Origin of the sequence: Thalassotalea sp. LPB0316 (genome assembly GCF_014898095.1) — a bacterium.
In the GTDB taxonomy this organism is placed as follows: Bacteria; Pseudomonadota; Gammaproteobacteria; order Enterobacterales; family Alteromonadaceae; genus Thalassotalea_G.
In genome coordinates, this window is record NZ_CP062946.1 from 336,509 (window position 1) to 363,374 (window position 26,866).

The window sequence follows — 26,866 nt, forward strand, 5'->3', positions numbered from 1 at the left end:
TTTACAATAATCACTTGTATATTAAGATACTTATAGCAATCTGTATAATAATATGCAGGTTGAAATTACCTATAAAGCAGAAAAATTTAAGGGGTATTTATGGCAGGACAAGGTTCTGGCGGTAATGTTTTAGCGGCAATTTGTAGTTTCTTTATCGCAGGTTTAGGCCAATTAGTTCAAGGTAGAGTTTTAGCAGCAATTGTATTCTTTTTACTGACATGGGTGAATTACGCGCTAGCTGCAACCGGCGTATTGTTTTTTATGGCGTTATTAGGTTTTATCTTCCACGTTTGGTCTATTATTGATGCAGCAAAATACAAAGGCTCGGGGGAGTGATGAAAGGCAAGCAACTCACCTTAATATTCGCTCTTGCGTTTAGTTCACTGGCAATCACTGGCTGTGAATCAACCTATTACGCGGCGATGGAAAAGGTTGGTACTCACAAGCGTGATATCTTAGTGAGTCGTGTTGAAGATGCTAATGAATCACAACTTGACGCCCAAGAGCAATTTCAAGATGCATTAACCCATTTAACGAGCTTAATTAACTTCGATGGTGCTGAACTTGCTGAGCAGTATGAAGTCAGTAAAGCGCATTTTGAATCCAGTCAGGCTGCGGCTGATGATGTGACTAATCGCATTGAATCTATTGAAAGTGTAGCTGATGCATTGTTTGAAGAATGGCAGGAAGAAATCGAGTTGTATTCTAACGCTTCGTTAAAACGCCAAAGTCAGCAACAATTGCGCGATACGCAACGACAATACAACGGAGTTATTCGCGCAATGCGCAAAGCTGAATCAAGAATGTTTCCAGTATTAGAAAAGCTACAAGACAATGTGTTGTTTTTAAAACACAACTTAAATGCTAAAGCCATCGGTGCACTGCAGGGTGAATATCAAACCATTCAACGAGATGTACAAGCCTTGATTGATGATATGAATGCGGCTATCGCGCAATCGAATCAGTTTATCGAGCAAATCAAATAGAGATTTATTAAAGAATAAGCTAATAAACAAGAGCGAATTTAGCACAGTGAGACTGTTGCTAGTTCTCGCTCTTTTCTTCGACTACCAGTAAACTGAGCAACTCCTCAAGTTCGTTCAGTTGTTGTTTATCGCCCTTACCTTGCTCAAAGTTTTCAGTTAAAGCTCGTAACAGTGCAAGCTTCTCTTGGCTCAGGTTATACGGGTAGATAATCATTATTCATCCTTGTTTCTTTTTTGTTGTTATTCGTTAGTGCTGTGTATAACAATGATGCTTAGGTTGTTGTTCGTTTCGGATCGACTGACCATCGCGGCCAAAATTTATATATTGTCGATACAGTTGCTTTAATTCCATTTGTTCTTCATTCGATGCAAGGCCTGAAAGCACCTTTTCAAATAACGAATTCATTCGGGAGAGTCGTTGCTGATTCATTCCTTATCCCTTCAACGCAAAAATCTTACTACAAGTGTACTCTATTCACCAATAAATGCGCTTACTCAAGGGCTACATTTGCGCAATAAACAATAAAACAAAAATAAAAACATTAAAACAAATCAGGTAGTTAAAAAGAGCATTGTAAATAAAAGTACTTATTTCTCACGAATTTTTGAGATATGTCTTACAAACCCTATTCAGATTTTACCTATACGCCCACTTTTTAAAGTAAGCGCCAGATTTTTACCAACATAAAAAAAGCGCTCAACTGAGCGCTTTTAAATCAACAACCTTGGTTATTGTTATTTCTTCGCATTACGGCTTTCGCGTTTGCGATCAGATTCTTTTAAGAACTTCTTGCGAATACGGATGTTCTCAGGCGTTACTTCAACTAACTCATCGTCGTCAATAAACTCTAACGCTTGCTCTAACGTCATTTTAATTGGTGGCGTTAGTACTTGGGCATCGTCGGTTCCAGCGGCACGAACGTTAGTTAACTGCTTACCTTTAAGTGCATTAACCGTTAAGTCGTTATCGCGGCTGTGAATACCAATAACCATGCCTTCGTATACTTCAACACCGTGGCCAATCATCAAACGGCCGCGATCTTGTAAGTTAAATAATGCATTTGTTAGCGCTTTACCTTGTGCGTTTGCAATTAACACACCGTTTAAGCGTTGACCAATCTCACCACCTTTGTGCGGGCCGTACTGCAAGAATGTGTGATAGATCAAACCAGAGCCAGAAGTTAATGTCATAAACTCGGTTTGGAAACCAATTAAACCACGGCTTGGCATAATAAAGTCCATGCGGATGCGGCCTTTGCCATCGGGTGCCATGTCGGTTAATTCTGCTTTGCGAAGACCCATTTTCTCCATAATAGAACCTTGATGCTCTTCTTCAACATCAACCGTTACTGTCTCATATGGCTCTTCAATTTCACCGTTAACTTCACGCATAATGACTTCAGGGCGAGAAACCGCAAGCTCAAAGCCTTCACGACGCATATTTTCGATTAAAATACCCAAGTGAAGCTCACCACGACCAGATACGCGGAACTTGTCCGGATCTTCAGTCTCTTCAACGCGAAGCGCTACGTTGTGAACCAATTCTTTTTCTAAACGCTCAAGAATGTTGCGAGAAGTAACGAATTTACCTTCCTGGCCTGCAAATGGAGAGGTATTAACTTGGAATGTCATAGTTACTGTTGGTTCATCAACTGATAGCGCCGGAAGAGGCTCAACTTCAGTTGGGCAACAGATTGTGTCAGAGATTTTCAACTCGCCCAAACCTGTGATCGCGATGATATCACCGGCAGTAGCTTCTTCTACTTCGTGACGTTCAAGACCAAGGTAACCAAAAACCTTACCTACTTTACCGTTGTGAACTGGGCCCGCTGCGGTTTGAACAGTAACTTGCTGATTAGGTTTTACACTGCCGCGAGTAACACGACCAACACCAATAACGCCTAAGTACGAGCTGTAATCGAGCTGCGAGATTTGCATTTGGAATGCGCCTTCAGGATCGGCATCAGGACATGGCACTTGATCAATAATTGTTTGGAAAAGTGGTGTCATATCTGTGCCAATTTCACCTTCTTCCATTGACGCCCAACCGTTAATTGCTGATGCGTAAACAACTTGGAAATCTAGTTGGTCGTCAGTTGCGCCTAAATTATCAAATAAATCGAATACTTGATCCATAACCCATTCTGGACGGGCGCCTGGTTTGTCAATTTTGTTAATAACGACGATAGGCTTTAAACCTTGGGCAAAGGCTTTTTGAGTTACGAAGCGGGTTTGAGGCATTGGGCCTTCTTGGGCATCAACGATCAGCAATACCGAATCAACCATCGACATAACGCGCTCTACTTCACCACCGAAGTCGGCGTGACCAGGAGTATCAACGATATTGACTCGGTAATCGTTCCAAGTAATGGCAGTGTTTTTAGCTAAAATAGTAATACCGCGCTCTTTTTCAATATCGTTAGAGTCCATTACGCGATCTTCAAGTTCGGTGCGTGAGTCTAACGTGCCTGATTGCTCAAGCAACTTATCTACTAAAGTGGTTTTACCGTGGTCAACGTGCGCAATAATGGCTACGTTACGTAAGTTATTGATATTACTCATATTAATCTCAACAAAAGAGTTTTAGCTGCCTTTGTGGCACTAAAATGTGCACAGCTGCCTTTGCTCATAGGGCTACAATTGGGCGCGAATTATACAGCAGTAATATAAACAAATAAAACAGTTAGTGATTTTATTGATCTTGCACTAGTATAATGCAAGTAAAGTAAAACCAAACGAATGCACCAAGAAAGTGCCACGCACGCACCAAAAAAGTGCAAGGCTTTATTGGTTAAAGAGCAATACACTTGATAAATAAGGCTTTTATCTTTGGCACACTTTTGGCTAATGGTAGAACAAGCAAAAATGTCTAACATTTCAAAATTACATAACTTCACTGGAGACTGAGAATGTCACAAGCTGTTTTAGACCTAATCAAAGAAAACGACGTTAAGTTCGTTGATTTACGTTTCACTGACTCTAAAGGTAAAGAGCAACACGTATCACTTCCTTACCATCAAATAGATGAAGACTTTTTCGAAGAAGGTAAAATGTTCGATGGTTCTTCAATCGCTGGTTGGAAAGGCATTAACGAGTCAGACATGGTATTAATGCCTGATGCTTCAACGGCAGTGCTAGACCCATTCACAGAAGAAGTTACACTAAACGTACGTTGTGACATCGTAGAACCTTCAACGATGCAAGGTTACAGCCGTGACCCTCGTTCAGTTGCTAAGCGCGCTGAAGAGTACATGCGTTCTACAGGTATCGCTGATACCGTATTATTTGGTCCAGAGCCAGAGTTCTTCGTGTTCGATGATATTAAATTCCATACAGATATGTCTGGTTCAATGTACAAAATTGACGACAAAGAAGCTGCATGGAACGGCGCAACACATTACGAAGATGGCAACCACGGTCACCGTCCAGGTGTTAAAGGCGGTTACTTCCCAGTAGCACCAGTAGATTCATCACAAGATTTGCGCTCTGCAATGTGTTTAGTAATGGAAGAAATGGGTTTAGTTGTTGAAGCTCATCACCATGAAGTAGCAACATGTGGTCAAAACGAAATCGCATGTCGCTTCAACACTATGGTAAGCAAAGCTGATGAAGTTCAAATCTACAAGTATGTTGTGCACAACGTAGCGCATGCATACGGTAAAACAGCGACTTTCATGCCTAAGCCATTAGTTGGTGACAACGGTACAGGTATGCACTGTCACCAGTCTTTAGCAAAAGACGGTGTTAACTTATTCGCCGGTGACAAGTACGGCGGATTATCAGAAACAGCTTTATACTACATCGGTGGTATTATCAAGCACGCTAAAGCGTTAAACGCGTTCACTAACGCTTCAACTAACTCATACAAGCGTTTAGTACCTGGTTTCGAAGCACCAGTTATGCTTGCTTACTCAGCACGTAACCGCAGTGCTTCAATCCGTATCCCAGTAGTACCTTCGCCGAAGGCACGTCGTATCGAAGTTCGCTTCCCTGATCCAACAGCTAACCCTTACTTAGCTTTCTCAGCAATGTTAATGGCTGGTCTTGACGGTATCAAAAACAAGATCCACCCAGGTGATGCAATGGATAAAGACCTATACGACTTACCAGCTGAAGAAGCCGCAGCGATCCCACAAGTTGCTTCATCATTAGAAGAGGCGCTTAACGCACTTGAAGCAGATCGTGAATTCTTAACCGCCGGTGGCGTAATGGATGACGACATGATCGATGCATACATTGGCCTCAAGCGTGAAGAAGTAGAAACGTTAAACATGACAACTCACCCAGTTGAGTTCCAAATGTACTACAGCGTTTAATCATTGATTAGCTTGCTAATTTAATAAAAAAGCTCACTTCGGTGAGCTTTTTTTGTAGCTAATTTTTAATAATTTGGATAAATTAGTATTACATCTTAAGGATCGGGATTTATACATGAGATTGGCGACATATGGGTTACTACTAGCAAGCACTTTGTTAATAGGTGATGCCTACGCTCAATCAAAATCTGCAAAAATCTACGTTTGGACTGATGAATCGGGTACCTTAGTGTTTTCCGATAGCCCAAGACCAGGTGCAGAAGAAGTCAAAGTTTCAGAGAATGCTAACGTGCTTCCCTCTGTCGATACCAAGATTCTCGACATTAAGCCACAAGCGCTTACTGATGAATTTTCAATCGATGTAACCCAACCAGAGAATCACGCGACAGTAAGAGACAATACCGGCTCCGTACATGTCATTGGCCGTATCAAGCCCGTCTTTAAACAAGGTTATAAAATTCAGCTTTTGCTCGATGAAAAACCTTATGAAAAACCCCAAAGCCACTCGATGTTTGTCTTAAGAAATGTCGACCGTGGCGAGCATCAAATTCAGTTACAGTTGCTTAACCAGAAAGGCAAGGTAATTGCATTATCACAACCAGTGACGTTCTATATGCACCGCGCGTCGATAAAGACCGCTAAATAACCTCTTTTTAGTGCATATTTAACAATTTTTCATTACACTAAAATTTTACGCGCACCAACTTGGTGCACTGGTGATTTATGCATACTAATTCGGATTCGATGCGCGAATTAAAACAGATCTATCAGCAACAGCTCGGTGGCCAATTAGCAACCGCTGTTATTGTCCTCGATCGCTCATTTATCATTCAGTACGTCAATTTGTCAGCAGAGTCTATTTTAGTGAAAAGCTTTGATAAGCTTGTTGGTAAGTCGTTTAACGATATATTTTTTACCACCTCAATTAACAAGGTTCAGCTGCAACAGTTACTTGATTCTGGCCAAGAATTCACAGACAGCGATGTCACACTTGAGTTCATCGATAATCATAAAATAACGGTCGAGTTAACCGCATCTTCGGTTGAGTTTAATCAAACGCCACACATATTAATCGAATTCAACCAGATTGATAAACAAAAGCAAATTAGTGAAGAGGCGTTTCAGCACCAACAATGGGAATCTGCTCGAGATTTAATCAAAGGCCTAGCCCATGAAATAAAAAACCCCCTCGGCGGCCTTAGAGGAGCAGCTCAGCTATTAAGCCTAGAGTTAGACGACGATAAAAAAGAATACACCGAAATGATTATCGAACAGGCAGATCGGTTAACCAACCTTGTTGACCGCTTACTAGGGCCGAATCAATTACCAAAAATGTCTAAACAAAATATCCACTTGGTACTAGAAAAAGTATTTAAACTGGTAAGTTTTGATAGCAACACAAAAATTAAATTAGTGCGTGATTACGATCCTTCAATTCCCGAAGTCACTTTTGATGAAGAAAAGCTCCAACAAGCCGTATTGAACATAGTAAACAATGCGATTCAAGTGCTCGATGAGAGCGGTACTATTAAATTAAAAACTCGAATTGCTAGTAACCAAACGATTAACGGTAAGCGCATTAAGTTGGGCGTACGTATTTCAATTATTGATAATGGCCCAGGCATACCGGAGCAAATTCAAGATACCCTTTTTTATCCAATGGTCTCTGGCCGCGCTAACGGTACTGGCATTGGTTTATCAATATCACAAACACTTATACACCAACATCATGGCAAACTTTCGTGTAAGTCACGACCTGGCCATACCGAGTTTAATATTTTATTACCGTTAGAGGATGAAGGCTAATATGATCACAGAACAAGTATGGATTGTTGACGACGACAGCTCGATCAGATGGGTATTAGAAAAAGCCTTTAGCAACGCCAATATTTCAACAGCATCTTTTGACAGTGCAAATAACCTCTTAATTGCACTAGATCACGCTCAACCCGAGGTCATCATCTCTGATATTAGAATGCCTGATATCGATGGCATGGAGCTATTAGGTAAAATCAACAGTCAATATCCTGATTTACCTGTGATCATTATGACCGCCCACTCCGATCTAGATAGTGCTGTAAACGCATATCAAGGCGGTGCGTTTGAATATCTGCCAAAGCCATTCGATATTGATGATGCCCTAACCTTAACCAAACGCGCATTGACCCATGCTAAAGAGCAACGAGCGCAGAGCAAACAGCAAAGCGATACCAATACCAACGTAGGAATAATTGGTGCCGCTCCAGCGATGCAAGAGGTGTTTAGAGCTATAGGCCGGTTATCTCGCTCAAGTATTAGTGTATTAATTAATGGCGAATCAGGCACAGGTAAAGAGCTAGTTGCCCACGCACTTCACTCACATAGCCCAAGAACGAAAGAGCCATTTATCCCCCTGAATATGGCAGCTATCCCTAAAGATTTAATCGAGTCTGAGTTATTTGGTCATGAAAAAGGCGCTTTTACCGGAGCAAATTCAGTCAGGCAAGGACGATTCGAACAAGCTCATAATGGTACCTTGTTCTTAGATGAAATTGGCGATATGCCGCTTGATATTCAAACGCGTTTATTACGCGTTTTAGCTGATGGCCAATTCTATCGTGTAGGCGGTCATTCGCCGATAAAAGTAGACGTTAGAATTATCGCAGCGACCCACCAAAACCTTGAAGAGCTTGTTGAACAAGGTGAATTTCGCGAAGATTTGTTCCACCGCCTAAATGTGATAAAAATCCATTTACCTAGTCTAAAAGAGCGCAAAGAGGATATCGAACAGCTAGCGAATCACTTCTTGAAAAATGCCGCGGAAGAACTGAATGTAGAAAGTAAAACACTACACGAATCAGCACTGAGCTTCCTTGAAAACTATCAATGGCCAGGAAACGTTAGGCAACTGGAAAATACATGTCGTTTTTTAACGGTTATGGCATCAGGCCAAGAAATCTTTATTGAAGATTTACCACCTGAGTTAAAAGAAAGCCCCAAAGTAATTCAAGCGCAAGGTTCATGGCAATCCTCATTAGAGACATGGGTCGATCAGCAATTACAAAGTGGCACAGAGGATATTTTAGCGACCACGATTCCCGATATTGAACGCCTAATGTTAAAAAGAGCATTGCACTTTACGCAGGGCCATAAACAAGAAGCCGCGAAAAAATTGGGTTGGGGAAGAAATACGCTAACCAGAAAACTCAAAGAATTAGATATACAATAATATTACGGCGTGTTGCACTGTTTGAAGTTATTACACAAGCGCAAATTAATTACGTGTGAAGCGACAATTAAGCCTGCGCCAATGATAATAAAGAAAGGCTCAGCGGTTTCGCTAAAATCGTGTTTAATCCAGTAAACGCTAACACCTAAAAATAGTAAAACAAAGGGAAACAGCTTTTTGTGGTAACGCTTGTAACCTGAATAAAGCGCGATAGTCCCTAAAACTGCGGTAGCAGCTAAAAATCCGTGCTCCCACGCGTGGTCGGCAAGAAATGTAAGCCCTAAAAGTGGCAATGCTGGAATTAATAATGGCAATAAGATGCAGTGCAATGCGCAAAGCGATGTCGCTGCGATACCAATACGATCTAACATTTCCGCCCTTAAATAAAATCATAAACACCCAATAATGATACTATATCACAAAAGATATAATATCACATTAAAAATGCATTAAGCGTTTTCGATTGTAAAGGTAACCACGTCACGAATCTGTGTTTTATTTAGGGCTAGCATTAGTAATCTATCGATGCCAAGAGCGACACCAGAACAACTCGGCAGGCCACTGCTTAGTGCATCAATGAATAAATTATCAATAGGTCGTGGTGCTAAATTAAGCTGTTCGCGTTTAGCATTGTCTTCGTTAAAGCGTTGTCTTTGTATATTTACATCAGTTAGCTCATTAAAGCCATTCGCAAGCTCGATACCGCGATAATAACACTCAAATCGATGAGCAACACGCGAGTCAATTTCTGATCTTTTTGCTAACGATGCCTGTGAGACAGGGAAATCATAGACAAAACAAGGACGCTCTTTGCCGATATTAACTTCGACAAATTCACAAAAGATAAATTGTAATAAGGTATCAAAATCTGGCACTTTGATTAACCAATCCGCTGCTTTGTTATTTTTAACAAGAAAACTTACTAAGTGCTCTGTTGTACAACTTAACGGATCAATCCCTGTATGCTTTAAAAAAGCCTCCTGATAGCTTATTTGATTTGCAGCCTGTGTCGATAAGATTAACTGTAGTAACGCATCCACTTCAGCCATTAAAGCAAAGTGATCAAAGTTGATGCGATACCATTCTAACATGGTAAATTCTGGATTGTGATGACGTCCACTTGGCTCATCGCGAAATGCTTTACAAACTTGATAAATAGAGTGATAACCAGATGCTAGTAAACGCTTCATGGCAAATTCTGGTGAAGTTTGCAAATATAGAGGCTTTTTACCAACGGGAAATTGATAGTCTGTCGAAAATGCATCTAAATATACATCCGTGACAGTTCCTGCACTTAAAAGAGGGGTTTCAACTTCAATAACACCTTTGTCATGGAAAAAACCTCTAACGCGCATAATAATATCAGCGCGCTTTTGCGCATCTTCCCAAGACATTGTTGCTTGCCACATAATTTAAAGCTCTTTGGTTTAAAGGTTATATGGTTTTAAGCATACCTTACAACCTGCATTCTTTTAAACGTTCAAACGAAAAGAGCCCGCTCATTGAGCGGGCTCTTGGGATAGATAACTGGCAATGACCTACTCTCACATGGGACCTCCCACACTACCATCGGCACGGTTGCATTTCACTTCTGCATCTCTTGGTATTAGCGCATGGGATCAGTATTCTATTCAGCTCGCCCAAACCATAAATAAAAAAGCCCCAGCATTAGCTAGGGCATATAATAGGTAACTGGCAATGACCTACTCTCACATGGGACCTCCCACACTACCATCGGCGCGGTTGCATTTCACTTCTGAGTTCGGCATGGGATCAGGTGGTACTACAACGCTATTGTTGCCAGTCAAAACTACGTTCATAGAAACACTAATGGCGACAAGCGTCAGGGATGACGGTTGTTTGTCGACGTAAATCCACAAATCTTAAACTGTAATTGGTTAAAGCATTTTAATATACGTTAAACAATTATAGCTCGATGAAACGAATATGGGGTCAGAGTCGTTTGACTCTGACCCCAATTCTAAATTAGGTGTCTAGCAATGACCTACTCTCACATGGGACCTCCCACACTACCATCGGCGCAGTTGCGTTTCACTTCTGAGTTCGGCATGGGATCAGGTGGTACCACAACGCTATTGTCGCTAGACAAAATTGTTGGGAACAATTTTGAACGCACTTTAGTGCGGCCCTTTAGGGTCAACTACAGGGAGGTAGATGTTACAAAACTATTCCGATTAATCTGGAAAGCTTTTATATATCGTAATTCAATCTATTTCGTACGTGACTTGTCTTCATACAACATGGTGTAAAACCACTTGGGTGTTGTATGGTTAAGCCTCACGGGCAATTAGTACTGGTTAGCTCAACGCCTCGCAGCGCTTCCACACCCAGCCTATCAACGTTGTAGTCTCCAACGACCCTTTAGGGAGATTAAATCTCCAGTGAGAACTCATCTTAAAGCCTGCTTCCCGCTTAGATGCTTTCAGCGGTTATCAGTTCCGAACGTAGCTACCCGGCAATGCTATTGGCATAACAACCGGAACACCAGAGGTTCGTCCACTCCGGTCCTCTCGTACTAGGAGCAGCCCTCTTCAATTCTCAAACGCCCACGGCAGATAGGGACCGAACTGTCTCACGACGTTCTAAACCCAGCTCGCGTACCACTTTAAATGGCGAACAGCCATACCCTTGGGACCGACTTCAGCCCCAGGATGTGATGAGCCGACATCGAGGTGCCAAACACCGCCGTCGATATGAACTCTTGGGCGGTATCAGCCTGTTATCCCCGGAGTACCTTTTATCCGTTGAGCGATGGCCCTTCCATACAGAACCACCGGATCACTATGACCTGCTTTCGCACCTGCTCGACGTGTCTGTCTCGCAGTTAAGCTGGCTTATGCCATTGCACTAACCGTACGATGTCCGACCGTACTTAGCCAACCTTCGTGCTCCTCCGTTACGCTTTGGGAGGAGACCGCCCCAGTCAAACTACCCACCAGACAGTGTCCCCAAGCCCGCTAAGGGCCCTAGGTTAGAACATCACGCATACAAGGGTGGTATTTCAAGGATGGCTCCACACACACTGGCGTGCATGCTTCAAAGCCTCCCACCTATCCTACACATGTAGGAGCAATGTTCACTGTCAAGCTATAGTAAAGGTTCACGGGGTCTTTCCGTCTAGCCGCGGGTATACGGCATCTTAACCGCAATTTCAATTTCACTGAGTCTCGGGTGGAGACAGTGTGGCCATGATTACGCCATTCGTGCAGGTCGGAACTTACCCGACAAGGAATTTCGCTACCTTAGGACCGTTATAGTTACGGCCGCCGTTTACCGGGGCTTCGATCATGAGCTTCGCAAATGCTAACCCAATCAATTAACCTTCCGGCACCGGGCAGGCGTCACACCGTATACGTCATCTTTCGATTTTGCACAGTGCTGTGTTTTTAATAAACAGTTCCAGCCACCTGGTTACTTCGACTCTCCTATGCTTACTGAGCAAGTCATTCACATTAGAGAGCGTACCTTCTCCCGAAGTTACGGTACTATTTTGCCTAGTTCCTTCACCCGAGTTCTCTCAAGCGCCTTAGTATTCTCTACCTAACCACCTGTGTCGGTTTGGGGTACGGTTCCTATATAACTGAAGCTTAGAAGATTTTCCTGGAAGTATGGCATCAACAACTTCTGCTCCGTAGAGCATCGTCTCGATTCTCAGTCTTAAGCGTCCGGATTTGCCTAAACGCTCAACCTACAATCTTTCACATGGACAACCAACGCCATGCTTGCCTAGCCTGCTCCGTCCCTCCATCGCATTATATAGAAGTACAGAAATATTAATCTGTTTCCCATCGACTACACCTTTCGGTCTCGCCTTAGGGGCCGACTTACCCTGCCCTGATTAACATGGGACAGGAAACCTTGGTCTTTCGGCGAGGGGGTTTTTCACCCCCTTTATCGTTACTCATGTCAGCATTCGCACTTCTGATACCTCCAGCATGCTTTACAACACACCTTCAACGGCTTACAGAACGCTCCCCTACCACTCATCATAAGATGAATCCGCAGCTTCGGTGACTAGTTTAGCCCCGTTACATCTTCCGCGCAGGCCGACTCGACTAGTGAGCTATTACGCTTTCTTTAAAGGGTGGCTGCTTCTAAGCCAACCTCCTAGCTGTCTAAGCCTTCCCACATCGTTTCCCACTTAACTAGTACTTTGGGACCTTAGCTGGCGGTCTGGGTTGTTTCCCTCTTCACTACGGACGTTAGCACCCATAGTGTGTCTCCCGGATATCACTCACTGGTATTCGGAGTTTGCAAAGGGTTGGTAAGTCGGGATGACCCCCTAGCCTTAACAGTGCTCTACCCCCAGTGGTGTTCGTCCGAGGCTCTACCTAAATAGATTTCGGGGAGAACCAGCTATCTCCCGGCTTGATTAGCCTTTCACTCCGACCCACAAGTCATCACCGCATTTTTCAACATACGTGTGTTCGGTCCTCCAGTTGATGTTACTCAACCTTCAACCTGCCCATGGGTAGATCGCCGGGTTTCGGGTCTATACCTAGCAACTGAACGCGCAGTTAACACTCGCTTTCGCTACGGCTCCCCTAATCGGTTAACCTTGCTACTAAATATAAGTCGCTGACCCATTATACAAAAGGTACGCAGTCACCCGAAGGCTTCCACTGCTTGTACGTATGCGGTTTCAGGTTCTATTTCACTCCCCTCACAGGGGTTCTTTTCGCCTTTCCCTCACGGTACTGGTTCACTATCGGTCAGTTAGGAGTATTTAGCCTTGGAGGATGGTCCCCCCATATTCAGTCAACATTTCACGTGTGCCGACCTACTCGATTTCACTTGTGTTTGTCTTCGTGTACGGGACTATCACCCTGTATCGTTGTCCTTTCCAGAACATTCCACTAACGCCCACAAGCTTAAGGGCTAATTCGCGTTCGCTCGCCGCTACTAACGAAATCTCGGTTGATTTCTTTTCCTCGGGGTACTTAGATGTTTCAGTTCTCCCGGTTCGCCTCTTTACCCTATGTATTCAGGTAAAGATAGTACCTTATGGCACTGGGTTTCCCCATTCAGACATTCTAGGCTATAACGGTTTTTATCACCTTACCTAGACTTATCGCAGATTAACACGTCTTTCATCGCCTCTAACTGCCAAGGCATCCACCACATACGCTTAGTCACTTAACCATACAACCCCAAGAAGTCTTAAGCGTTAAGGCCATAAGGCGTTAACGTAAAACACTTAACTACACCGCGTGACAAACTTGATGTAGCGTTATCGCTTTAAAGCCTTACAGCTTTTAAGCAACAACTTAAGTTGTATCTGACATTTTCACGTACTCAATAGAGTATCTTGAATTAGAATTCTTAATTAAGCGCGACACTTAATTAAGAGGTTTTAAACAATTTCTTGTTTAAGGATATATATCAGCTTTCCAAATTGTTAAAGAGCAGTGTTTTTCTCCCTTAGCAGGGAATAAAAAACCAAATTGAAATTATCTATCTAAGCATAATTTGAATTTGGCTTCTTCCATGGACGAAGTTGTCAATTCCTATAAGAATTGGTAGGTCTGGGCAGACTTGAACTGCCGACCTCACCCTTATCAGGGGTGCGCTCTAACCAGCTGAGCTACAGACCTATTATACACACTAGTTATCAATCCTGTCGGCGCCGACCTCACCCTACTTTTTATAAGGGATGTGGGTGCTAACCAGCTGATACAGACTAGTATTTTGCGAGCAAAGCAAAATTGGTGGAGCTAAGCAGGATCGAACTGCTGACCTCCTGCGTGCAAGGCAGGCGCTCTCCCAGCTGAGCTATAGCCCCAAAGGCTTCGTCTTAAACACTTTCGTTATCAATGCAATTTGTGTGGACACTTACAAAATAAATTCTTCAAGATAAGGAGGTGATCCAACCCCAGGTTCCCCTAGGGTTACCTTGTTACGACTTCACCCCAGTCATGAATCACAAAGTGGTGACCGTCCTCCCGAAGGTTAAACTAGCCACTTCTTTTGCAACCCACTCCCATGGTGTGACGGGCGGTGTGTACAAGGCCCGGGAACGTATTCACCGTGACATTCTGATTCACGATTACTAGCGATTCCGACTTCATGGAGTCGAGTTGCAGACTCCAATCCGGACTACGACGTACTTTCTGGGATTCGCTCCACCTCGCGGTCTCGCTGCCCTCTGTATACGCCATTGTAGCACGTGTGTAGCCCATCCCGTAAGGGCCATGATGACTTGACGTCGTCCCCACCTTCCTCCGGTTTATCACCGGCAGTCTCCTTAAAGTTCCCGGCATCATCCGCTGGCAAGTAAGGATAGGGGTTGCGCTCGTTGCGGGACTTAACCCAACATTTCACAACACGAGCTGACGACAGCCATGCAGCACCTGTCTCAGAGTTCCCGAAGGCACTATTCTATCTCTAGAAAATTCTCTGGATGTCAAGGGATGGTAAGGTTCTTCGCGTTGCATCGAATTAAACCACATGCTCCACCGCTTGTGCGGGCCCCCGTCAATTCATTTGAGTTTTAACCTTGCGGCCGTACTCCCCAGGCGGTCAACTTAGCGCGTTAGCTACGCTACCCACGAATCAAGTTCACAGACAGCTAGTTGACATCGTTTACGGCGTGGACTACCAGGGTATCTAATCCTGTTCGCTCCCCACGCTTTCGTGCCTCAGCGTCAGTATTTGTCCAGGTGACCGCCTTCGCCACTGATGTTCCTTCCAATCTCTACGCATTTCACCGCTACACTGGAAATTCCACCACCCTCTACAATACTCTAGACTGCCAGTTCGAAATGCAGTTCCGAGGTTGAGCCCCGGGATTTCACATCTCGCTTAACAATCCGCCTACGCACGCTTTACGCCCAGTAATTCCGATTAACGCTCGCACCCTCCGTATTACCGCGGCTGCTGGCACGGAGTTAGCCGGTGCTTCTTCTGTCGCTAACGTCACAGATAGCCGATATTAGCGACTACCCTTTCCTCACGACTGAAAGTGCTTTACAACCCGAAGGCCTTCTTCACACACGCGGCATGGCTGCATCAGGGTTTCCCCCATTGTGCAATATTCCCCACTGCTGCCTCCCGTAGGAGTCTGGGCCGTGTCTCAGTCCCAGTGTGGCTGATCATCCTCTCAAACCAGCTAGAGATCGTCGCCATGGTAGGCCTTTACCCCACCATCTAGCTAATCTCACTTGGGCTAATCTCTAGGCGAAAGGTCCGAAGATCCCCTCCTTTGGTCCGTAGACATTATGCGGTATTAGCAGTCGTTTCCAACTGTTGTCCCCCACCTAAAGGCATATTCCCAAGCATTACTCACCCGTCCGCCGCTCGACGCCGAAGTGCAAGCACTTCTCGTTTCCGCTCGACTTGCATGTGTTAAGCCTGCCGCCAGCGTTCAATCTGAGCCATGATCAAACTCTTCAATTAAAATCGTTTGTGTATCTGTCGATACGGCTCAATGAATTCTGTTGTACATTGCTCTTGCATCGCTTTTTAATAAAAGCAAAACAAAAACATAAAAACTTTATATGTAAGTTTTTTATGTGAACATCAACATTGATAAATTTGCCTAACGAAACGTCAGGTCTTTATATGAATTTACTAATGTGAGTGCCCACACAAATTGCATGATAACTATTTGTTAAAGAACAAACATGGATGTTTGTTTGCCGTTCGTGCATGGATGCACATTGAAACGGTAACTCCATGTTTTAACACTAAGCACATTCGTTAGTGTTGCTTGCTTCAGGCCTTGCCCGAAGCGAGATGCGAATTCTACGCGTCTCAGTTTTGATGTCAACAACTTTTTCGAAAAAACTTTAATATATTTTTCTAAGTTGTTTGACCTGTTTGTTATTCATATCGACTAACTAAACTTATCAAAACACTCCTTTGGGTTGCCCCGAAGAAGTGGAAGCGCATTTTAGGGATTTTTTATCACGCGTCAACCCTTATTTTAAATTAATTTACTGTTCGGTTGTTTTATATACAAACCGTGTAAAATAAGCGCTGTAAGTCGTTGTTTTGCTGTTGCGGAGGTAGCCAATCTAGGTTCGAACTCATTTATCGATAATTACTTTAGTTGCCATATTGGTGATCCTATAGCAAGTATATTTATATGTTTATGCTTCGTTTTAAGGGTTTTCTTAATTTAACAATACTTATTAGCTATCTTTCGTCAATTTGTTAATCCCACATAAAAATTGGCATTATATTTGTTGCACTATAGTAAAAGGTGGGTAACATAGAAATTGCTATTTTTATTTTAAAAACAATAATTAGGTAGATATTTATGAATTTCCCATTCTTTTTAAAGGCCGTTGGTGTCTCGCTTATCGTAGCTGTCATCATGTTTTTTATCTCGGGTGTATTATCGTTTGATTCAAATGGTGCTGCAATAGGTGCATTCATTGGTACATTGATCGGTTTCTTTATCTCAACTCAATCAACTGAGGTTAGTGGTGACCCTGGTACAACGGATGACATCAAAACACTTTATGTTGGTAACTTGCCGTATAGAGCAAATGAAGCAGCTGTTCGTCATTTATTTGCAGAGCATGGTTATGTGCATTCAGTACGATTAATGAAAGATAAGAATACCGGTAAACGCAGAGGCTTTGGCTTTGTTGAAATTTCGGCTAAAGACAGCGACAAAGCAATCAGTGCTTTAAATGATACTGAATTTCAACAACGCACGTTAAAAGTGCGCGAAGCAAAAGAGCGACCCGAAAAATCAGATGACTAAGCAATCGTTCGTTCCAATCAAAACCCGCTGTTAGCGGGTTTTTTATTGTCTTTATTTTATTTCATTAACTAACTTTAACTAGACATTCATTTATTGAACGCTAGAATTCGCACGTTATTTACTTACAGGTACTTTTTATGTTCAGTCATGTCACGCCAGAGAATTATGAGCCCCAGCTTGAAGAAAAGCGCACTGCAATGGAGGCACTATTTGCTGAATTTAAGTTACCTGAAACTGAAGTTTTTCGGTCAGCACCACAGTATTATCGCTTACGTGCCGAATTTAGGTTATGGCACGAAGGAGATGATCTCTTCTTTATCATGTTTAATCAGGCAACTAAGGAAAAGTTTAAAGTTGAACACTTCCCCGTTGCCAGCACACTGATTAACCAAGCGATGACAGCGCTACTAGACGATATTCGTTGTCGTAAAATTTTACGTGAGCGTTTATTCCAAGTGGATTTTCTATCAACGCAAAGTGGTGAGCTATTAATTAGCATGCTTTATCACAAACAGCTTGATGATGAATGGCAAACAGAAACTATCGCGCTACGAGATCGGTTAAATACACTACTTGGTAAAGTAGACATTGTTGGTCGCGCAAGGAAGCAAAAAATTATTTTACACCGTGACTTTGTTGACGAAGTGCTCCATGTCGATGGGCAAGCACTGAAGTACCAGCAAGTTGAAAACAGTTTCACGCAGCCAAATGGTGGCGTTAATGAGCACATGCTATCGTGGGCTAAAAAGGTAACTAAAAATCTTGGTGGCGACTTAATTGAGCTTTATTGTGGCAATGGTAATTTTAGTATCGCATTAGCTGATAACTTTAATCGCGTGTTAGGTACTGAGATATCAAAAACATCGGTAAACTCCGCTCAGTTAAATATTAGCGCCAACCAAAAAGACAATATTAAGATCGTGAGAATTTCGAGTGAGGAGTTTAGCCAAGCGATGAATGGTGAGCGCACGTTCCGCCGTTTAGCCGATATCGATTTAACCGACTACAACTACGAAACCGTGTTAGTTGATCCGCCGCGCGCTGGTCTTGATGATGACAGTTTAGAGTTAGTCAGTCGATTTGAGCGTATCGTTTATATTTCATGTAACCCACATACATTAAAAGACAACTTAAAAACACTGTCGAAAACTCATACTGTGGAAAACTTTGCCTTATTCGATCAGTTCCCATTTACCGACCATATCGAAACAGGTGTTTACTTAACAAAAAAAAGCTAATTAGCTTTTTGCCGATTGGTAATACGAGCACTAAAGTCAGCTGCGCCTCGTGCGATAAAACGCAGTTGACTAATCGTGCGCTGCGATAATAAATCGCGCTCTGATGGGTTCATGTCTAACGCATCTGCACCCGCTGAAAACACAACAGTTACGGCGGCATCTGCCTGCAATAAAGCAATTTCTCTATCTAATTGATTTGCAGCCTGCAAGTAATCAGCAAGCTCTAAGGTAAAATAGCGAATTTCGCGGCTCACCGCGGCTCTAAATTCAGCTGAGGTGCCTGAGCGTTCTCGCAATAACAAACGAAAAATATTGGCATTATCTTCAATAAACTCCATAAATGTTTTTACTGAAATATTGATCACTGAACCACCTTTTTCAATGCGTTGTCTGGCTTGACGCATTAACTGACGCAAAGTAAGACCTGCTTCATCGACTAAGGTTAAACCCAGTTCGTCCATATCAGCAAAATGGCGATAAAAAGAGGTTGGTGCTAAGCCTGCTTCTTTGGCGACTTCACGCAAACTCAAACTTGAAAAGCTACGTTCCGCGCTCAGTTGATTTAAGGCAGCATCAATTAGTTGGCGGCGTGTTTTTTCTTTTTGCTGTGCTCTAACTCCGGTCATCGGCATCACTTCTATCGAAAATGGTGGCGCTTATCATACTCAAAGCAATAACCAATGTCATGAACTGGAGACTTTTCTGAATAAATTCATCTTACATTTTTAACCATTTAACGTTCTCCCTAGCATATTCAGTAGCGTAAAAATAAATTTTAGCGTACACTTGTTCGCTGAAGTTTTAAGTCACACTTTTTGGAAAAGTTTATGAATAAGCCTAAGATCATTTGGCTAAACGTTATCGTTTTCTTAACTACCTTTTTATTTGCCGCTATAGCCGTGCCATATCGCGCCATAACTCATGGTTTCGACATGGCAGAAATCGTGATGGCAATCATCTGTTTTATTTATTGTGGTATGTCAATTACCGCAGGTTATCACCGTCTATGGTCTCATAAGACCTATCAAGCTCATTGGAGTTTGCGCTTTCTATTTGCACTAGGTGGCGCATTTGCTCTGCAAAATAGTGCCTTACATTGGTCGTCTGATCACCGCGTTCACCACAAGCACGTTGACAACAATGATAAAGATCCTTACTCGGCAAAGAAGGGTTTTTGGTATTCACACATCGGTTGGATGTTGCGCGAATATCAAGCGAGTCGCTATCACAATTACGATAATGTTCGAGACCTACAAAAAGATAAAATTGTCATGTGGCAACACAAGCACTACTTGTTACTCACTATTTTGATGAATGTCGGGGTACCTTTACTGTTTGGTCTGATCCACGGCGATGTCATTAGTGCATTATTACTGATCGGTGTTTTACGTTTAGTATTGAGCCATCACACAACCTTCTTTATCAACTCGTTAGCGCATATCTGGGGTAAGCAAACTTATACGGATAGAAACACAGCACGTGATAATGGCGTATTGGCTTTCTTCACCTTTGGTGAGGGCTATCACAACTTCCACCATATCTTTGAAAATGACTACCGCAACGGTATTCGCTGGTGGCAGTTTGATCCAACTAAATGGCTAATTAAAGGTTGCGCTTACCTGAATTTAACCTCTAAGTTACGCACTAGCCCAGAAGATAAGATTGAAAAAGCTAAATTATCGATGACCTTAAAACGCACGCAACAGCGAATTGCGAATAACCCTAACGCTGAGTTGATGATGGCAAAGCTACAGCAAGAATATGATTTAGTCGTTGCTAAATTGAATGCATTCTACGACGCTAAAAAACAATTACTCGCCAACAAAAAAGCCGAGTTAATCAGCGATGTTGAAAACTCTGAGCTACACAAACAGTACCGCGAATTAAAAGCGCGCTTTCAAGAACAAAAGAAAAGCTTCGTTAACATGAGTGCATCTATCGCTTAAAAAAATCAAATAAACTTAAGTATTAGTTAATTTAAATCCAATTCCTGTTAAACTTTTCAATAAGATATGCAGGAGTTGGATTTTTTATTGTGGCTAAGAAAAGTGTAAAAAAAGACATTGAACAAAATGCAGTGCAATATGATTTTGATGCCATCATCATAGGTAGTGGCCCAGGCGGTGAAGGTACTTCTATGGAGCTAGCGAAAAAGAATAAACGCGTTGCGATTATTGAGCGCTATAAAGATGTTGGTGGTGGTTGCACTCACTGGGGAACAATTCCCTCAAAAGCATTGCGTCAAAGTGTCAGCCGATTAATTGAATACAACTCAAATCCGCTTTTTAGAAAACACGAAAAAGCAAAACATTTAACTTTTTCTGATATTTTAAAGCACGCAGAAGCGGTTATTCGCAAGCAAGTTCAGCTGCGCAGTGGTTTTTATGACAGAAACCGCGTAGAGCACATTGTTGGTGAGGCATCGTTTGTCGATAACCACACATTAAAAATTGTTAAGCCTGATGGCTCGGTTGAGCAACTGACTGCCGAACAAATTGTTATTGCAACCGGCTCACACCCTTATCGCCCTGACGATATCGATTTTACGCATCCACGAGTTTACGACTCAGATACCATATTATCATTAGCCCATGATCCGCGCTCAATCATTATCTATGGTGCAGGGGTTATCGGTAGTGAATACGCGTCTATCTTCCGTGGCTTAGGTGTTAAAGTCGACTTAATTAATACACGTGATCGCTTGTTATCATTTTTAGATGATGAAATTTCGGACTCACTTAGCTACCACTTGTGGAATAACGGTGTAGTGATCCGTCACGGCGAACAAATAGAACGTGTCGAAGCAACTGATGACGCCGTCATAGTCCATTTAGAGTCAGGCAAGAAAATGAAAGCAGACTGTTTATTATGGGCTAATGGTCGAACAGGGAATACCGCTGATTTACAGTTAGCAAACGCTAATCTAGAAGCAGACGGCCGCGGCCAGTTACGTGTTAATGATCAATACCAAACGGCCGTTGATAATATCTATGCCGTAGGTGATGTTATTGGTTATCCTAGCCTAGCTAGCGCTGCTTATGACCAAGGAAGGCTAGCGGCTTCTGCGATGATAGATCACCGCAGTACTGCCAAGTTAATTTCTGATATACCGACGGGCATTTACACCATTCCCGAAATTAGTTCTGTTGGTCGAACAGAGCAAGAATTAACTGAAGCCAAAGTGCCTTATGAGGTTGGCCGTTCGCAATTTAAACATTTAGCGCGCGCACAAATTGCCAATAGCTTAGTCGGTTCGCTTAAAATTTTATTCCATCGTGATACTAAAGAAATCTTAGGGATCCACTGTTTTGGTGAAAATGCAGCAGAAATAATCCACATTGGTCAAGCGATAATGCAGCAAAAAAATGGTGGCAATACCATAGAGTATTTTGTTGAAACTACTTTCAACTATCCAACGATGGCTGAGGCATTTCGAGTTGCAGCACTCAATGGCTTAAACAGGTTGTTCTAACAATGCTCAGGATTTCGTTTCTGCTATTAACTATTTTGGTCCTCATTGTGCCAACACTCTCGGCACAAGAGTTCACCTTGTATTTAACTCGCCACGCAGAAAAGCAAAAAGACACTGAGAATCCTAGTTTAACGCGATGCGGATTAGCCAGAGCGCAACAGTTAGCGGAACTACTAGCACTTGCTAATATCGAGGCAGTATATAGCACGGCTTACAATCGAACGTTGGAAACTGCGACACCTAGCGCGAATAAACACGGGTTGGCGATAAAGTACTACTCGCCTAAAGCGCTTGATAATCTTGCGATTGATTTACTCAATGCCAAACAAAACGCCTTGATTGTTGGTCACAGTAATACAACGCCAGCCTTGGCAAGCTTTCTAACGGGTGAGGAATTAGAAAAAATTGATGAAAGCCAATTTAGGTTGTTATTTCAAATCCGAATAAACGGAGAAAGTCGCAGTATTACGCTGCTACAGCAACCGCTTACCTGCCCTCAACAATAAAAAAGCGCTGATGCGCTTTTTTATATATTACTGTTATTTCTGCTGTTGTCTCCGAGTTTAATAAGCTCAACCTCGGTAATGTTAAACGGCGTGCCCCATTGTTGAGTCGTCATAACATCAGTCAACTCTTGCCCCTTTACCTTTAGTACAGTTCCCGGTTTTTTGTATTCAGGCGCTAAGTTCATCGGTAGTAATTTTTTACCGCTGTCAGTCACTAAGCCGTAAAAGCCCCCTTCAATTTCAAGGTATTTAACATTAACGGTGATAAGAGTAGAGTTGTTCATTGTTGGTGCTGATTTCACTGTGGGCTTACTAGTTTGGCCTAGATCAGTAGACGACTTAGCCGTCGATTCTTGTTGTTGGCAAGCACTCAATAATGCAATGCTCATTAGTATAGCCACATATTTCATCTGATATTCCTAGTTAATTAAAATTCATTACCTTGGGTACTTGTTCGACAGACATTGGCTTAGCAAAATAATATCCTTGGCCATAATTACATTCCATTCGTTGAAGTAATTTTGCATCCCTTTCATGTTCTATCCCTTCGCCAACAGTAGCCATTTGTAAATTGGTCGCTAAATCAATGATGGTTTTAATAATTGCACGGTTATTTTCGTGTTCTTGCACATTATTGATAAATGAACGATCTATTTTTAGTACATCAATTGGAAAGCGGTGCAAATAACTCAAACTTGAATAACCGGTACCGAAATCATCGAGTAATATCTTGAAACCTAAGCGTTGAAGCTCATTCATATTCGCTAAAACAACATTGTTATTTTCTAATAAAGCGCGTTCAGTTATTTCCAAGCGAATCTGCTGAGGCTCAATTTGATTAGCTTGGGTAATTTTCAATATTTCATCTGGCAGGGTCGGATTGAAAAAGTGATTACAAAATAAGTTACAGCTGACATACACATCGCAAATTCCATGCTCCATCTGCCAATTTTTTAACGCCTTGCAACTCTTTTCTAAGATCTGCAAATCAATTTGCATGATTAACCCTGTTTCTTCTGCCAGAGAAATAAACTCATTGGGAAAAACAAATCCTCGTTTAGCACTTTGCCACCTTGCAAGCGCTTCAAAGCCAACAATCTCTTCGTTATCTAGATTTACAATAGGTTGGAAGTAAGGCACAAATTCAGAAAGCTCAATTGCCTCACGCATATCAGCTTCAAGTGTTAAGGCATTCTGAACTTTTTGATGCATTGATGCATCAAACACCTCAAAACGGCCCTTGCCCTTGTCCTTAGCATGATACATCGCTGTATCGGCATCACGTAACATGATATCTGCACTGGCATAACGGTCATCACTAAATAAAACACCAATACTAGCGCCGATAAATACGGGTTGCTTTTCGATTTCAAATGGCCTTTCAAGCATTTCTGTAATTCGCTGGGCTATTTCATAGGCTTCGTCATGACTCTCTAAATCTTCGATTAAAATAACAAACTCATCACCACCTAAACGCGCTACGGTGTCTTTTTCTCGGATAATATATTTAAGCTCTTTAGCAATAATCTTTAACAGTAAATCACCTGCGTGATGCCCTAAACTATCATTGACCACTTTAAATCTGTCTAAGTCTAAAAACAGTACGGCGAACTGCATGTCTTCGCGACGTTTTTGGCAAGCGATTGCATGGTCAACCAGATCAATAAAGACAGTGCGATTTGGCAGACCGGTTAATGCGTCGTGGGCAGCAGAGTGTTTGAGCAATGACTCCATCTGCTTCCTTTGCTTGATCTCTTCCTCAAGCGCGTGGGTACGAATTTTAACTTGCTCTTCGAGTAGTTCATGGGTGCGTCTTTCATAATCCATTGATTCACGGCGCTTGATGGCATTGGCGACATGCTGTGCAACAAAGTTAAGTAGCTCAGCGTCTGATTCACTATAAAGCACATCGGCTTGATAACTTTGAATAACCATGGCACCAATAATTTGGTCATCAATCTTAAGTGGTACACCGAGCCATGAAGTTGAGTTATCTTGTGGCTTAGAAATAACACCTTCAGCATAGAGCGTTAGCATTTTTTCTCGGTCTAATAACACTTCCTTACCTGTTCGAATCACTAATTCAGTATAGTGATTTGACATCTTACGCGGTTGAAAGTCTTGGGCATTATTTTCCGATAACTGATCGACAAAATAGAGAAAGTTTAAGGTGTCACTTTCTTTTTGATATTTAGCGACAAAGAAGTTAGACGCATTGATTAACTGACCCACTATATTGTGAACTTGAGAGTAGAAGTGATCGAGATCTAACGTTCCCTCTGAAGCAAGCTCTGATATGCGAAAGAGCGACTCTTGTAGAAGTTCAGACTTTTCTCGTTCGCGTATTTGCTCCATTAATTCACGTGTTCGAGCTGATACTGCTTGATGTAGCCTGTCGGTATCTTGAACATGGGTTAGCGCTGAAACGATATGTTGCGCAGCAAAACTGAGCATTTCAAGATCATCGTTTTGGTAACGCATGCTTTCCGAATAGCTTTGGACTGCAATAACCCCAACAACATAGCCATCATCAATTAATGGGACGCCAAGCCAATCGACACTATCCGAGCCTAAATGCGAAATCAAGCCCTGCTCAGTTAATTGGGCGAGTAATTCCGGTGTTGCTAACAGTGACTTACCCGACCTGATAACATAATTAGTCAGCGAGCCATTAAACTGCTCAAAAGGTATTTTACCTTCAGGTGCCGTGTCATATTCATCTACGTGATAGACAAACTCTATTTCTTCGAATGTTTGGTCGTACAACACGATATAAAAGTTATGTGCCACCATCATAGAGGCAACAACTTTGTGAACTTGAAAATAAAAATCTTGAATGTCTTTACATTCACTCAACAAGGAGTTGAGTTTAAACAACGCATCATGACGATCAGCCAAGTATTGATACTCTTTTTTGAGGGCATCAAGTTCTTGCTGAAGTGCTACGCAGTTTTGCGCCGACTGTTGATTAATTTGAGGCTTAGCCATACAACCAAAATGAAAATGTAGTACTTTAAAGTTAGCACATAATGGACTTTTTTATCGTAAATATCTACCGCTCGTTACATCATGTAACGCGGTATTAACAAACAATAATTAACGTGTTAACACCTTTGTGTAAACGCTATTTTTCAGCCTTTTTACACACCTTATCTTCGTAGTTATCTCGATAATAACGCGACTCAACACAATCTGTTTGAAAACGGCGTTCAAGCTCTTGCAAGCGCATCGGCTGACCTTTTGCTTCCTGCATTTGTTTACGCAGTAAATTACACTGTTGTACTTGCTTTTCGACTTCCTGTGGATCTTCACAGCGCTCTGGTGTTGTGCTACATCCCGCTAAAAATGCTGTTGTTAAACATAAAGCGATAATACGATTCATACTTATCCTTAAAGTTAATTTTTATTAACGATCTCATATTAAAGTGTAAATGTGTAGTGAAAATAAAAAGATGACCATTTGGTTAAAAAAATTTGTAATTTCTATAGTATTCACTATAGTTGCCGTTAAAATATCCATGTTACCCCTGAGGATAAAAGCATATGCAAGTACAAGTTGTCGATTATCTCGCGGAAGATGCACCGCAAAAATTCGTTAAAAGCTTAAGAGAAACTGGTTTTGGCGTACTGATCAACCATCCCATTAAAAAAGAAATGGTCGAGTCCATTTATAAAAATTGGTATGCATTTTTCTGTTCTGAAGAAAAACACGACTTTGCGTTTGATCCTGAAAAGCAAGATGGTTTCTTTTCATCAGAGGTGTCTGAAACAGCGAAAGGTCACACTAAAAAAGATATCAAGGAGTACTACCACGTGTACCCATGGGGCAGAATTCCAAGCCAACTAGCAGAAGAAATTCTTAATTACTATAAAACTGCCTCTGATCTAGCCGCAGAATTACTCGATTGGGTTGAAGCCCATAGCCCCGCTGATGTTTCTGCACACTACAGCGAAAAGTTATCTAATATGATCAAAGATACACCAAACACATTATTGCGCGTATTGCATTATCCACCACTGCAAGGGGATGAGGAGCCAGGTGCTATTCGTGCAGCGGCTCATGAAGACATCAATTTATTGACCATTCTACCGGCAGCTAATGAGCCGGGTTTACAAGTTCAACGCCAAGATGGAAGTTGGATGGATGTGCCATCAGACTTTGGTAATTTAATTATTAACATTGGTGACATGTTGCAAGAGGCATCACAAGGTTACTTTCCGTCAACGAGCCACCGCGTAATTAACCCAACAGGCAAGGCTAGTGATAAATCACGTATTTCATTGCCATTGTTTTTACATCCGCGCAGTGAGGTTAAATTATCGGAGCGTCATACCCAAGCAAGTTACTTGCTTGAGCGCTTAAAAGAGTTAGGTGTTAAGTAACTTGGAATAACTCAAGCATAAAC

At 42.2% G+C, this 26,866-nt stretch carries 21 protein-coding genes, 2 tRNA genes and 4 rRNA genes; 12 read left to right on the plus strand and 15 right to left on the minus strand.

Going from position 1 to position 26,866, the window contains the following annotated elements:
* Positions 1-99: 99 nt before the first annotated feature.
* Positions 100-336 (plus strand): hypothetical protein, encoded by a 237-nt coding sequence (locus LP316_RS01485; RefSeq protein WP_193022345.1) that lies wholly within the window; start codon positions 100-102, stop codon positions 334-336.
* Positions 336-986, plus strand: coding sequence for a DUF2959 domain-containing protein (locus LP316_RS01490; protein ID WP_193022346.1), 651 nt, complete (start codon positions 336-338; stop codon positions 984-986). The genes LP316_RS01485 and LP316_RS01490 overlap by 1 nt, the downstream gene beginning before the upstream one ends.
* A gap of 58 nt (positions 987-1,044) precedes the next feature.
* On the opposite strand, the gene LP316_RS01495 is transcribed toward LP316_RS01490, so the two are convergent.
* The 3 genes from LP316_RS01495 to typA all read right to left on the minus strand — a co-directional run bounded on the left by LP316_RS01495 (position 1,045) and on the right by typA (position 3,548).
* Entirely contained in the window at positions 1,045-1,200 is a 156-nt protein-coding gene (locus LP316_RS01495) for a hypothetical protein (RefSeq protein ID WP_193022347.1), read from the minus strand.
* A gap of 33 nt (positions 1,201-1,233) precedes the next feature.
* Positions 1,234-1,416 (minus strand): hypothetical protein, encoded by a 183-nt coding sequence (locus LP316_RS01500; RefSeq protein WP_193022348.1) that lies wholly within the window; start codon positions 1,414-1,416, stop codon positions 1,234-1,236.
* 305 nt (positions 1,417-1,721) lie between these two features.
* Positions 1,722-3,548 (minus strand): translational GTPase TypA, encoded by a 1,827-nt coding sequence (gene typA, locus LP316_RS01505; RefSeq protein ID WP_193022349.1) that lies wholly within the window; start codon positions 3,546-3,548, stop codon positions 1,722-1,724.
* 347 nt (positions 3,549-3,895) lie between these two features.
* On the opposite strand from typA, the gene glnA reads away from it, so the two are divergent.
* The 4 genes from glnA (at position 3,896) to glnG (ending at position 8,510) form a co-directional block, all read left to right on the plus strand.
* Positions 3,896-5,302 (plus strand): glutamate--ammonia ligase, encoded by a 1,407-nt coding sequence (gene glnA, locus LP316_RS01510; protein WP_193022350.1) that lies wholly within the window; start codon positions 3,896-3,898, stop codon positions 5,300-5,302.
* A 115-nt stretch (positions 5,303-5,417) separates the two neighbouring features.
* Positions 5,418-5,948: a DUF4124 domain-containing protein gene (locus LP316_RS01515; RefSeq protein ID WP_193022351.1), complete on the plus strand. Its 531-nt coding sequence runs from the start codon at positions 5,418-5,420 to the stop codon at positions 5,946-5,948.
* Between the two features lie 77 nt (positions 5,949-6,025).
* A complete protein-coding gene (gene glnL, locus LP316_RS01520) occupies positions 6,026-7,108 on the plus strand; it encodes a nitrogen regulation protein NR(II) (RefSeq protein WP_193022352.1) in 1,083 nt (360 codons plus the stop codon).
* 1 nt (position 7,109) lies between these two features.
* Positions 7,110-8,510, plus strand: coding sequence for a nitrogen regulation protein NR(I) (gene glnG, locus LP316_RS01525; RefSeq protein ID WP_193022353.1), 1,401 nt, complete (start codon positions 7,110-7,112; stop codon positions 8,508-8,510).
* A gap of 2 nt (positions 8,511-8,512) precedes the next feature.
* Here glnG and LP316_RS01530 read toward each other — a convergent pair whose 3' ends face one another.
* The 8 genes from LP316_RS01530 to LP316_RS01565 all read right to left on the minus strand — a co-directional run bounded on the left by LP316_RS01530 (position 8,513) and on the right by LP316_RS01565 (position 15,926).
* On the minus strand, positions 8,513-8,881 hold the full coding sequence (locus LP316_RS01530; protein ID WP_193022354.1) for a MerC domain-containing protein: 369 nt from the start codon (positions 8,879-8,881) through the stop codon (positions 8,513-8,515).
* A 78-nt stretch (positions 8,882-8,959) separates the two neighbouring features.
* Positions 8,960-9,919 carry an elongation factor P--(R)-beta-lysine ligase gene (epmA, locus tag LP316_RS01535; RefSeq protein ID WP_193022355.1) on the minus strand — a complete coding sequence of 320 codons (960 nt, stop codon included), beginning with the start codon at positions 9,917-9,919 and terminating at the stop codon, positions 8,960-8,962.
* Between the two features lie 281 nt (positions 9,920-10,200).
* A 5S ribosomal RNA gene (gene rrf / locus LP316_RS01540) occupies positions 10,201-10,315 on the minus strand.
* A 187-nt stretch (positions 10,316-10,502) separates the two neighbouring features.
* Positions 10,503-10,617: ribosomal RNA gene (gene rrf, locus LP316_RS01545) — 5S ribosomal RNA — on the minus strand.
* 180 nt (positions 10,618-10,797) lie between these two features.
* Positions 10,798-13,673: ribosomal RNA gene (locus tag LP316_RS01550) — 23S ribosomal RNA — on the minus strand.
* A gap of 375 nt (positions 13,674-14,048) precedes the next feature.
* Positions 14,049-14,125, minus strand: a tRNA-Ile gene (locus tag LP316_RS01555).
* A 112-nt stretch (positions 14,126-14,237) separates the two neighbouring features.
* Positions 14,238-14,313: transfer RNA gene (locus LP316_RS01560), tRNA-Ala, on the minus strand.
* 72 nt (positions 14,314-14,385) lie between these two features.
* Positions 14,386-15,926: ribosomal RNA gene (locus tag LP316_RS01565) — 16S ribosomal RNA — on the minus strand.
* Together the 16S, 23S and 5S rRNA genes with 2 tRNA genes alongside form the textbook arrangement of a ribosomal RNA operon.
* Positions 15,927-16,791: 865 nt before the next feature.
* Between LP316_RS01565 and LP316_RS01570 the strand changes: the two genes are divergently transcribed.
* Together LP316_RS01570 and trmA are read left to right on the plus strand one after the other, a co-directional pair.
* Positions 16,792-17,244, plus strand: coding sequence for an RNA recognition motif domain-containing protein (locus LP316_RS01570; protein WP_193022356.1), 453 nt, complete (start codon positions 16,792-16,794; stop codon positions 17,242-17,244).
* Positions 17,245-17,381: 137 nt separating this feature from the next.
* Complete coding sequence (gene trmA, locus LP316_RS01575; RefSeq protein ID WP_193022357.1) at positions 17,382-18,482, plus strand: tRNA (uridine(54)-C5)-methyltransferase TrmA; 1,101 nt, start codon at positions 17,382-17,384, stop codon at positions 18,480-18,482.
* Here trmA and fabR read toward each other — a convergent pair.
* Positions 18,479-19,108 carry an HTH-type transcriptional repressor FabR gene (fabR, locus tag LP316_RS01580; RefSeq protein ID WP_193022358.1) on the minus strand — a complete coding sequence of 210 codons (630 nt, stop codon included), beginning with the start codon at positions 19,106-19,108 and terminating at the stop codon, positions 18,479-18,481. The two genes, trmA and fabR, sit on opposite strands and share 4 nt — an antisense overlap.
* 201 nt (positions 19,109-19,309) lie before the next feature.
* On the opposite strand from fabR, the gene LP316_RS01585 reads away from it, so the two are divergent.
* The 3 genes from LP316_RS01585 (at position 19,310) to LP316_RS01595 (ending at position 22,460) form a co-directional block, all read left to right on the plus strand.
* Positions 19,310-20,428: an acyl-CoA desaturase gene (locus LP316_RS01585; protein ID WP_193022359.1), complete on the plus strand. Its 1,119-nt coding sequence runs from the start codon at positions 19,310-19,312 to the stop codon at positions 20,426-20,428.
* Between the two features lie 89 nt (positions 20,429-20,517).
* Positions 20,518-21,954 (plus strand): Si-specific NAD(P)(+) transhydrogenase, encoded by a 1,437-nt coding sequence (sthA, locus tag LP316_RS01590; RefSeq protein WP_226960779.1) that lies wholly within the window; start codon positions 20,518-20,520, stop codon positions 21,952-21,954.
* Between the two features lie 47 nt (positions 21,955-22,001).
* Positions 22,002-22,460: a SixA phosphatase family protein gene (locus tag LP316_RS01595; protein WP_193022360.1), complete on the plus strand. Its 459-nt coding sequence runs from the start codon at positions 22,002-22,004 to the stop codon at positions 22,458-22,460.
* Positions 22,461-22,480: 20 nt separating this feature from the next.
* Here the strand turns inward: LP316_RS01595 and LP316_RS01600 are convergent, their stop codons facing one another.
* The 3 genes from LP316_RS01600 to LP316_RS01610 form a co-directional block, all read right to left on the minus strand.
* On the minus strand, positions 22,481-22,849 hold the full coding sequence (locus tag LP316_RS01600; protein ID WP_193022361.1) for a hypothetical protein: 369 nt from the start codon (positions 22,847-22,849) through the stop codon (positions 22,481-22,483).
* A gap of 34 nt (positions 22,850-22,883) precedes the next feature.
* Positions 22,884-25,448, minus strand: coding sequence for an EAL domain-containing protein (locus tag LP316_RS01605; RefSeq protein WP_226960780.1), 2,565 nt, complete (start codon positions 25,446-25,448; stop codon positions 22,884-22,886).
* A 136-nt stretch (positions 25,449-25,584) separates the two neighbouring features.
* Positions 25,585-25,842 (minus strand): hypothetical protein, encoded by a 258-nt coding sequence (locus tag LP316_RS01610; protein WP_193022362.1) that lies wholly within the window; start codon positions 25,840-25,842, stop codon positions 25,585-25,587.
* A 161-nt stretch (positions 25,843-26,003) separates the two neighbouring features.
* Here LP316_RS01610 and LP316_RS01615 point away from each other — a divergent pair, with 161 nt between their 5' ends.
* Positions 26,004-26,843, plus strand: coding sequence for an isopenicillin N synthase family oxygenase (locus tag LP316_RS01615; RefSeq protein ID WP_193022363.1), 840 nt, complete (start codon positions 26,004-26,006; stop codon positions 26,841-26,843).
* Positions 26,844-26,866: the final 23 nt, after the last annotated feature.

What these genes read in the sequence shown, in the direction of transcription:
- LP316_RS01485 (WP_193022345.1), top strand. Translation starts at nt 100, where the DNA reads ATGGCAGGACAAGGTTCTGGCGGTAATGTTTTAGCGGCAATTTGTAGT.
- LP316_RS01490 (WP_193022346.1), top strand. Translation starts at nt 336, where the DNA reads ATGAAAGGCAAGCAACTCACCTTAATATTCGCTCTTGCGTTTAGTTCA.
- LP316_RS01495 (WP_193022347.1), bottom strand. Translation starts at nt 1,200, where the DNA reads ATGATTATCTACCCGTATAACCTGAGCCAAGAGAAGCTTGCACTGTTA.
- LP316_RS01500 (WP_193022348.1), bottom strand. Translation starts at nt 1,416, where the DNA reads ATGAATCAGCAACGACTCTCCCGAATGAATTCGTTATTTGAAAAGGTG.
- typA (WP_193022349.1), bottom strand. Translation starts at nt 3,548, where the DNA reads ATGAGTAATATCAATAACTTACGTAACGTAGCCATTATTGCGCACGTT.
- glnA (WP_193022350.1), top strand. Translation starts at nt 3,896, where the DNA reads ATGTCACAAGCTGTTTTAGACCTAATCAAAGAAAACGACGTTAAGTTC.
- LP316_RS01515 (WP_193022351.1), top strand. Translation starts at nt 5,418, where the DNA reads ATGAGATTGGCGACATATGGGTTACTACTAGCAAGCACTTTGTTAATA.
- glnL (WP_193022352.1), top strand. Translation starts at nt 6,026, where the DNA reads ATGCATACTAATTCGGATTCGATGCGCGAATTAAAACAGATCTATCAG.
- glnG (WP_193022353.1), top strand. Translation starts at nt 7,110, where the DNA reads ATGATCACAGAACAAGTATGGATTGTTGACGACGACAGCTCGATCAGA.
- LP316_RS01530 (WP_193022354.1), bottom strand. Translation starts at nt 8,881, where the DNA reads ATGTTAGATCGTATTGGTATCGCAGCGACATCGCTTTGCGCATTGCAC.
- epmA (WP_193022355.1), bottom strand. Translation starts at nt 9,919, where the DNA reads ATGTGGCAAGCAACAATGTCTTGGGAAGATGCGCAAAAGCGCGCTGAT.
- LP316_RS01570 (WP_193022356.1), top strand. Translation starts at nt 16,792, where the DNA reads ATGAATTTCCCATTCTTTTTAAAGGCCGTTGGTGTCTCGCTTATCGTA.
- trmA (WP_193022357.1), top strand. Translation starts at nt 17,382, where the DNA reads ATGTTCAGTCATGTCACGCCAGAGAATTATGAGCCCCAGCTTGAAGAA.
- fabR (WP_193022358.1), bottom strand. Translation starts at nt 19,108, where the DNA reads ATGACCGGAGTTAGAGCACAGCAAAAAGAAAAAACACGCCGCCAACTA.
- LP316_RS01585 (WP_193022359.1), top strand. Translation starts at nt 19,310, where the DNA reads ATGAATAAGCCTAAGATCATTTGGCTAAACGTTATCGTTTTCTTAACT.
- LP316_RS01600 (WP_193022361.1), bottom strand. Translation starts at nt 22,849, where the DNA reads ATGAGCATTGCATTATTGAGTGCTTGCCAACAACAAGAATCGACGGCT.
- LP316_RS01605 (WP_226960780.1), bottom strand. Translation starts at nt 25,448, where the DNA reads ATGGCTAAGCCTCAAATTAATCAACAGTCGGCGCAAAACTGCGTAGCA.
- LP316_RS01610 (WP_193022362.1), bottom strand. Translation starts at nt 25,842, where the DNA reads ATGAATCGTATTATCGCTTTATGTTTAACAACAGCATTTTTAGCGGGA.
- LP316_RS01615 (WP_193022363.1), top strand. Translation starts at nt 26,004, where the DNA reads ATGCAAGTACAAGTTGTCGATTATCTCGCGGAAGATGCACCGCAAAAA.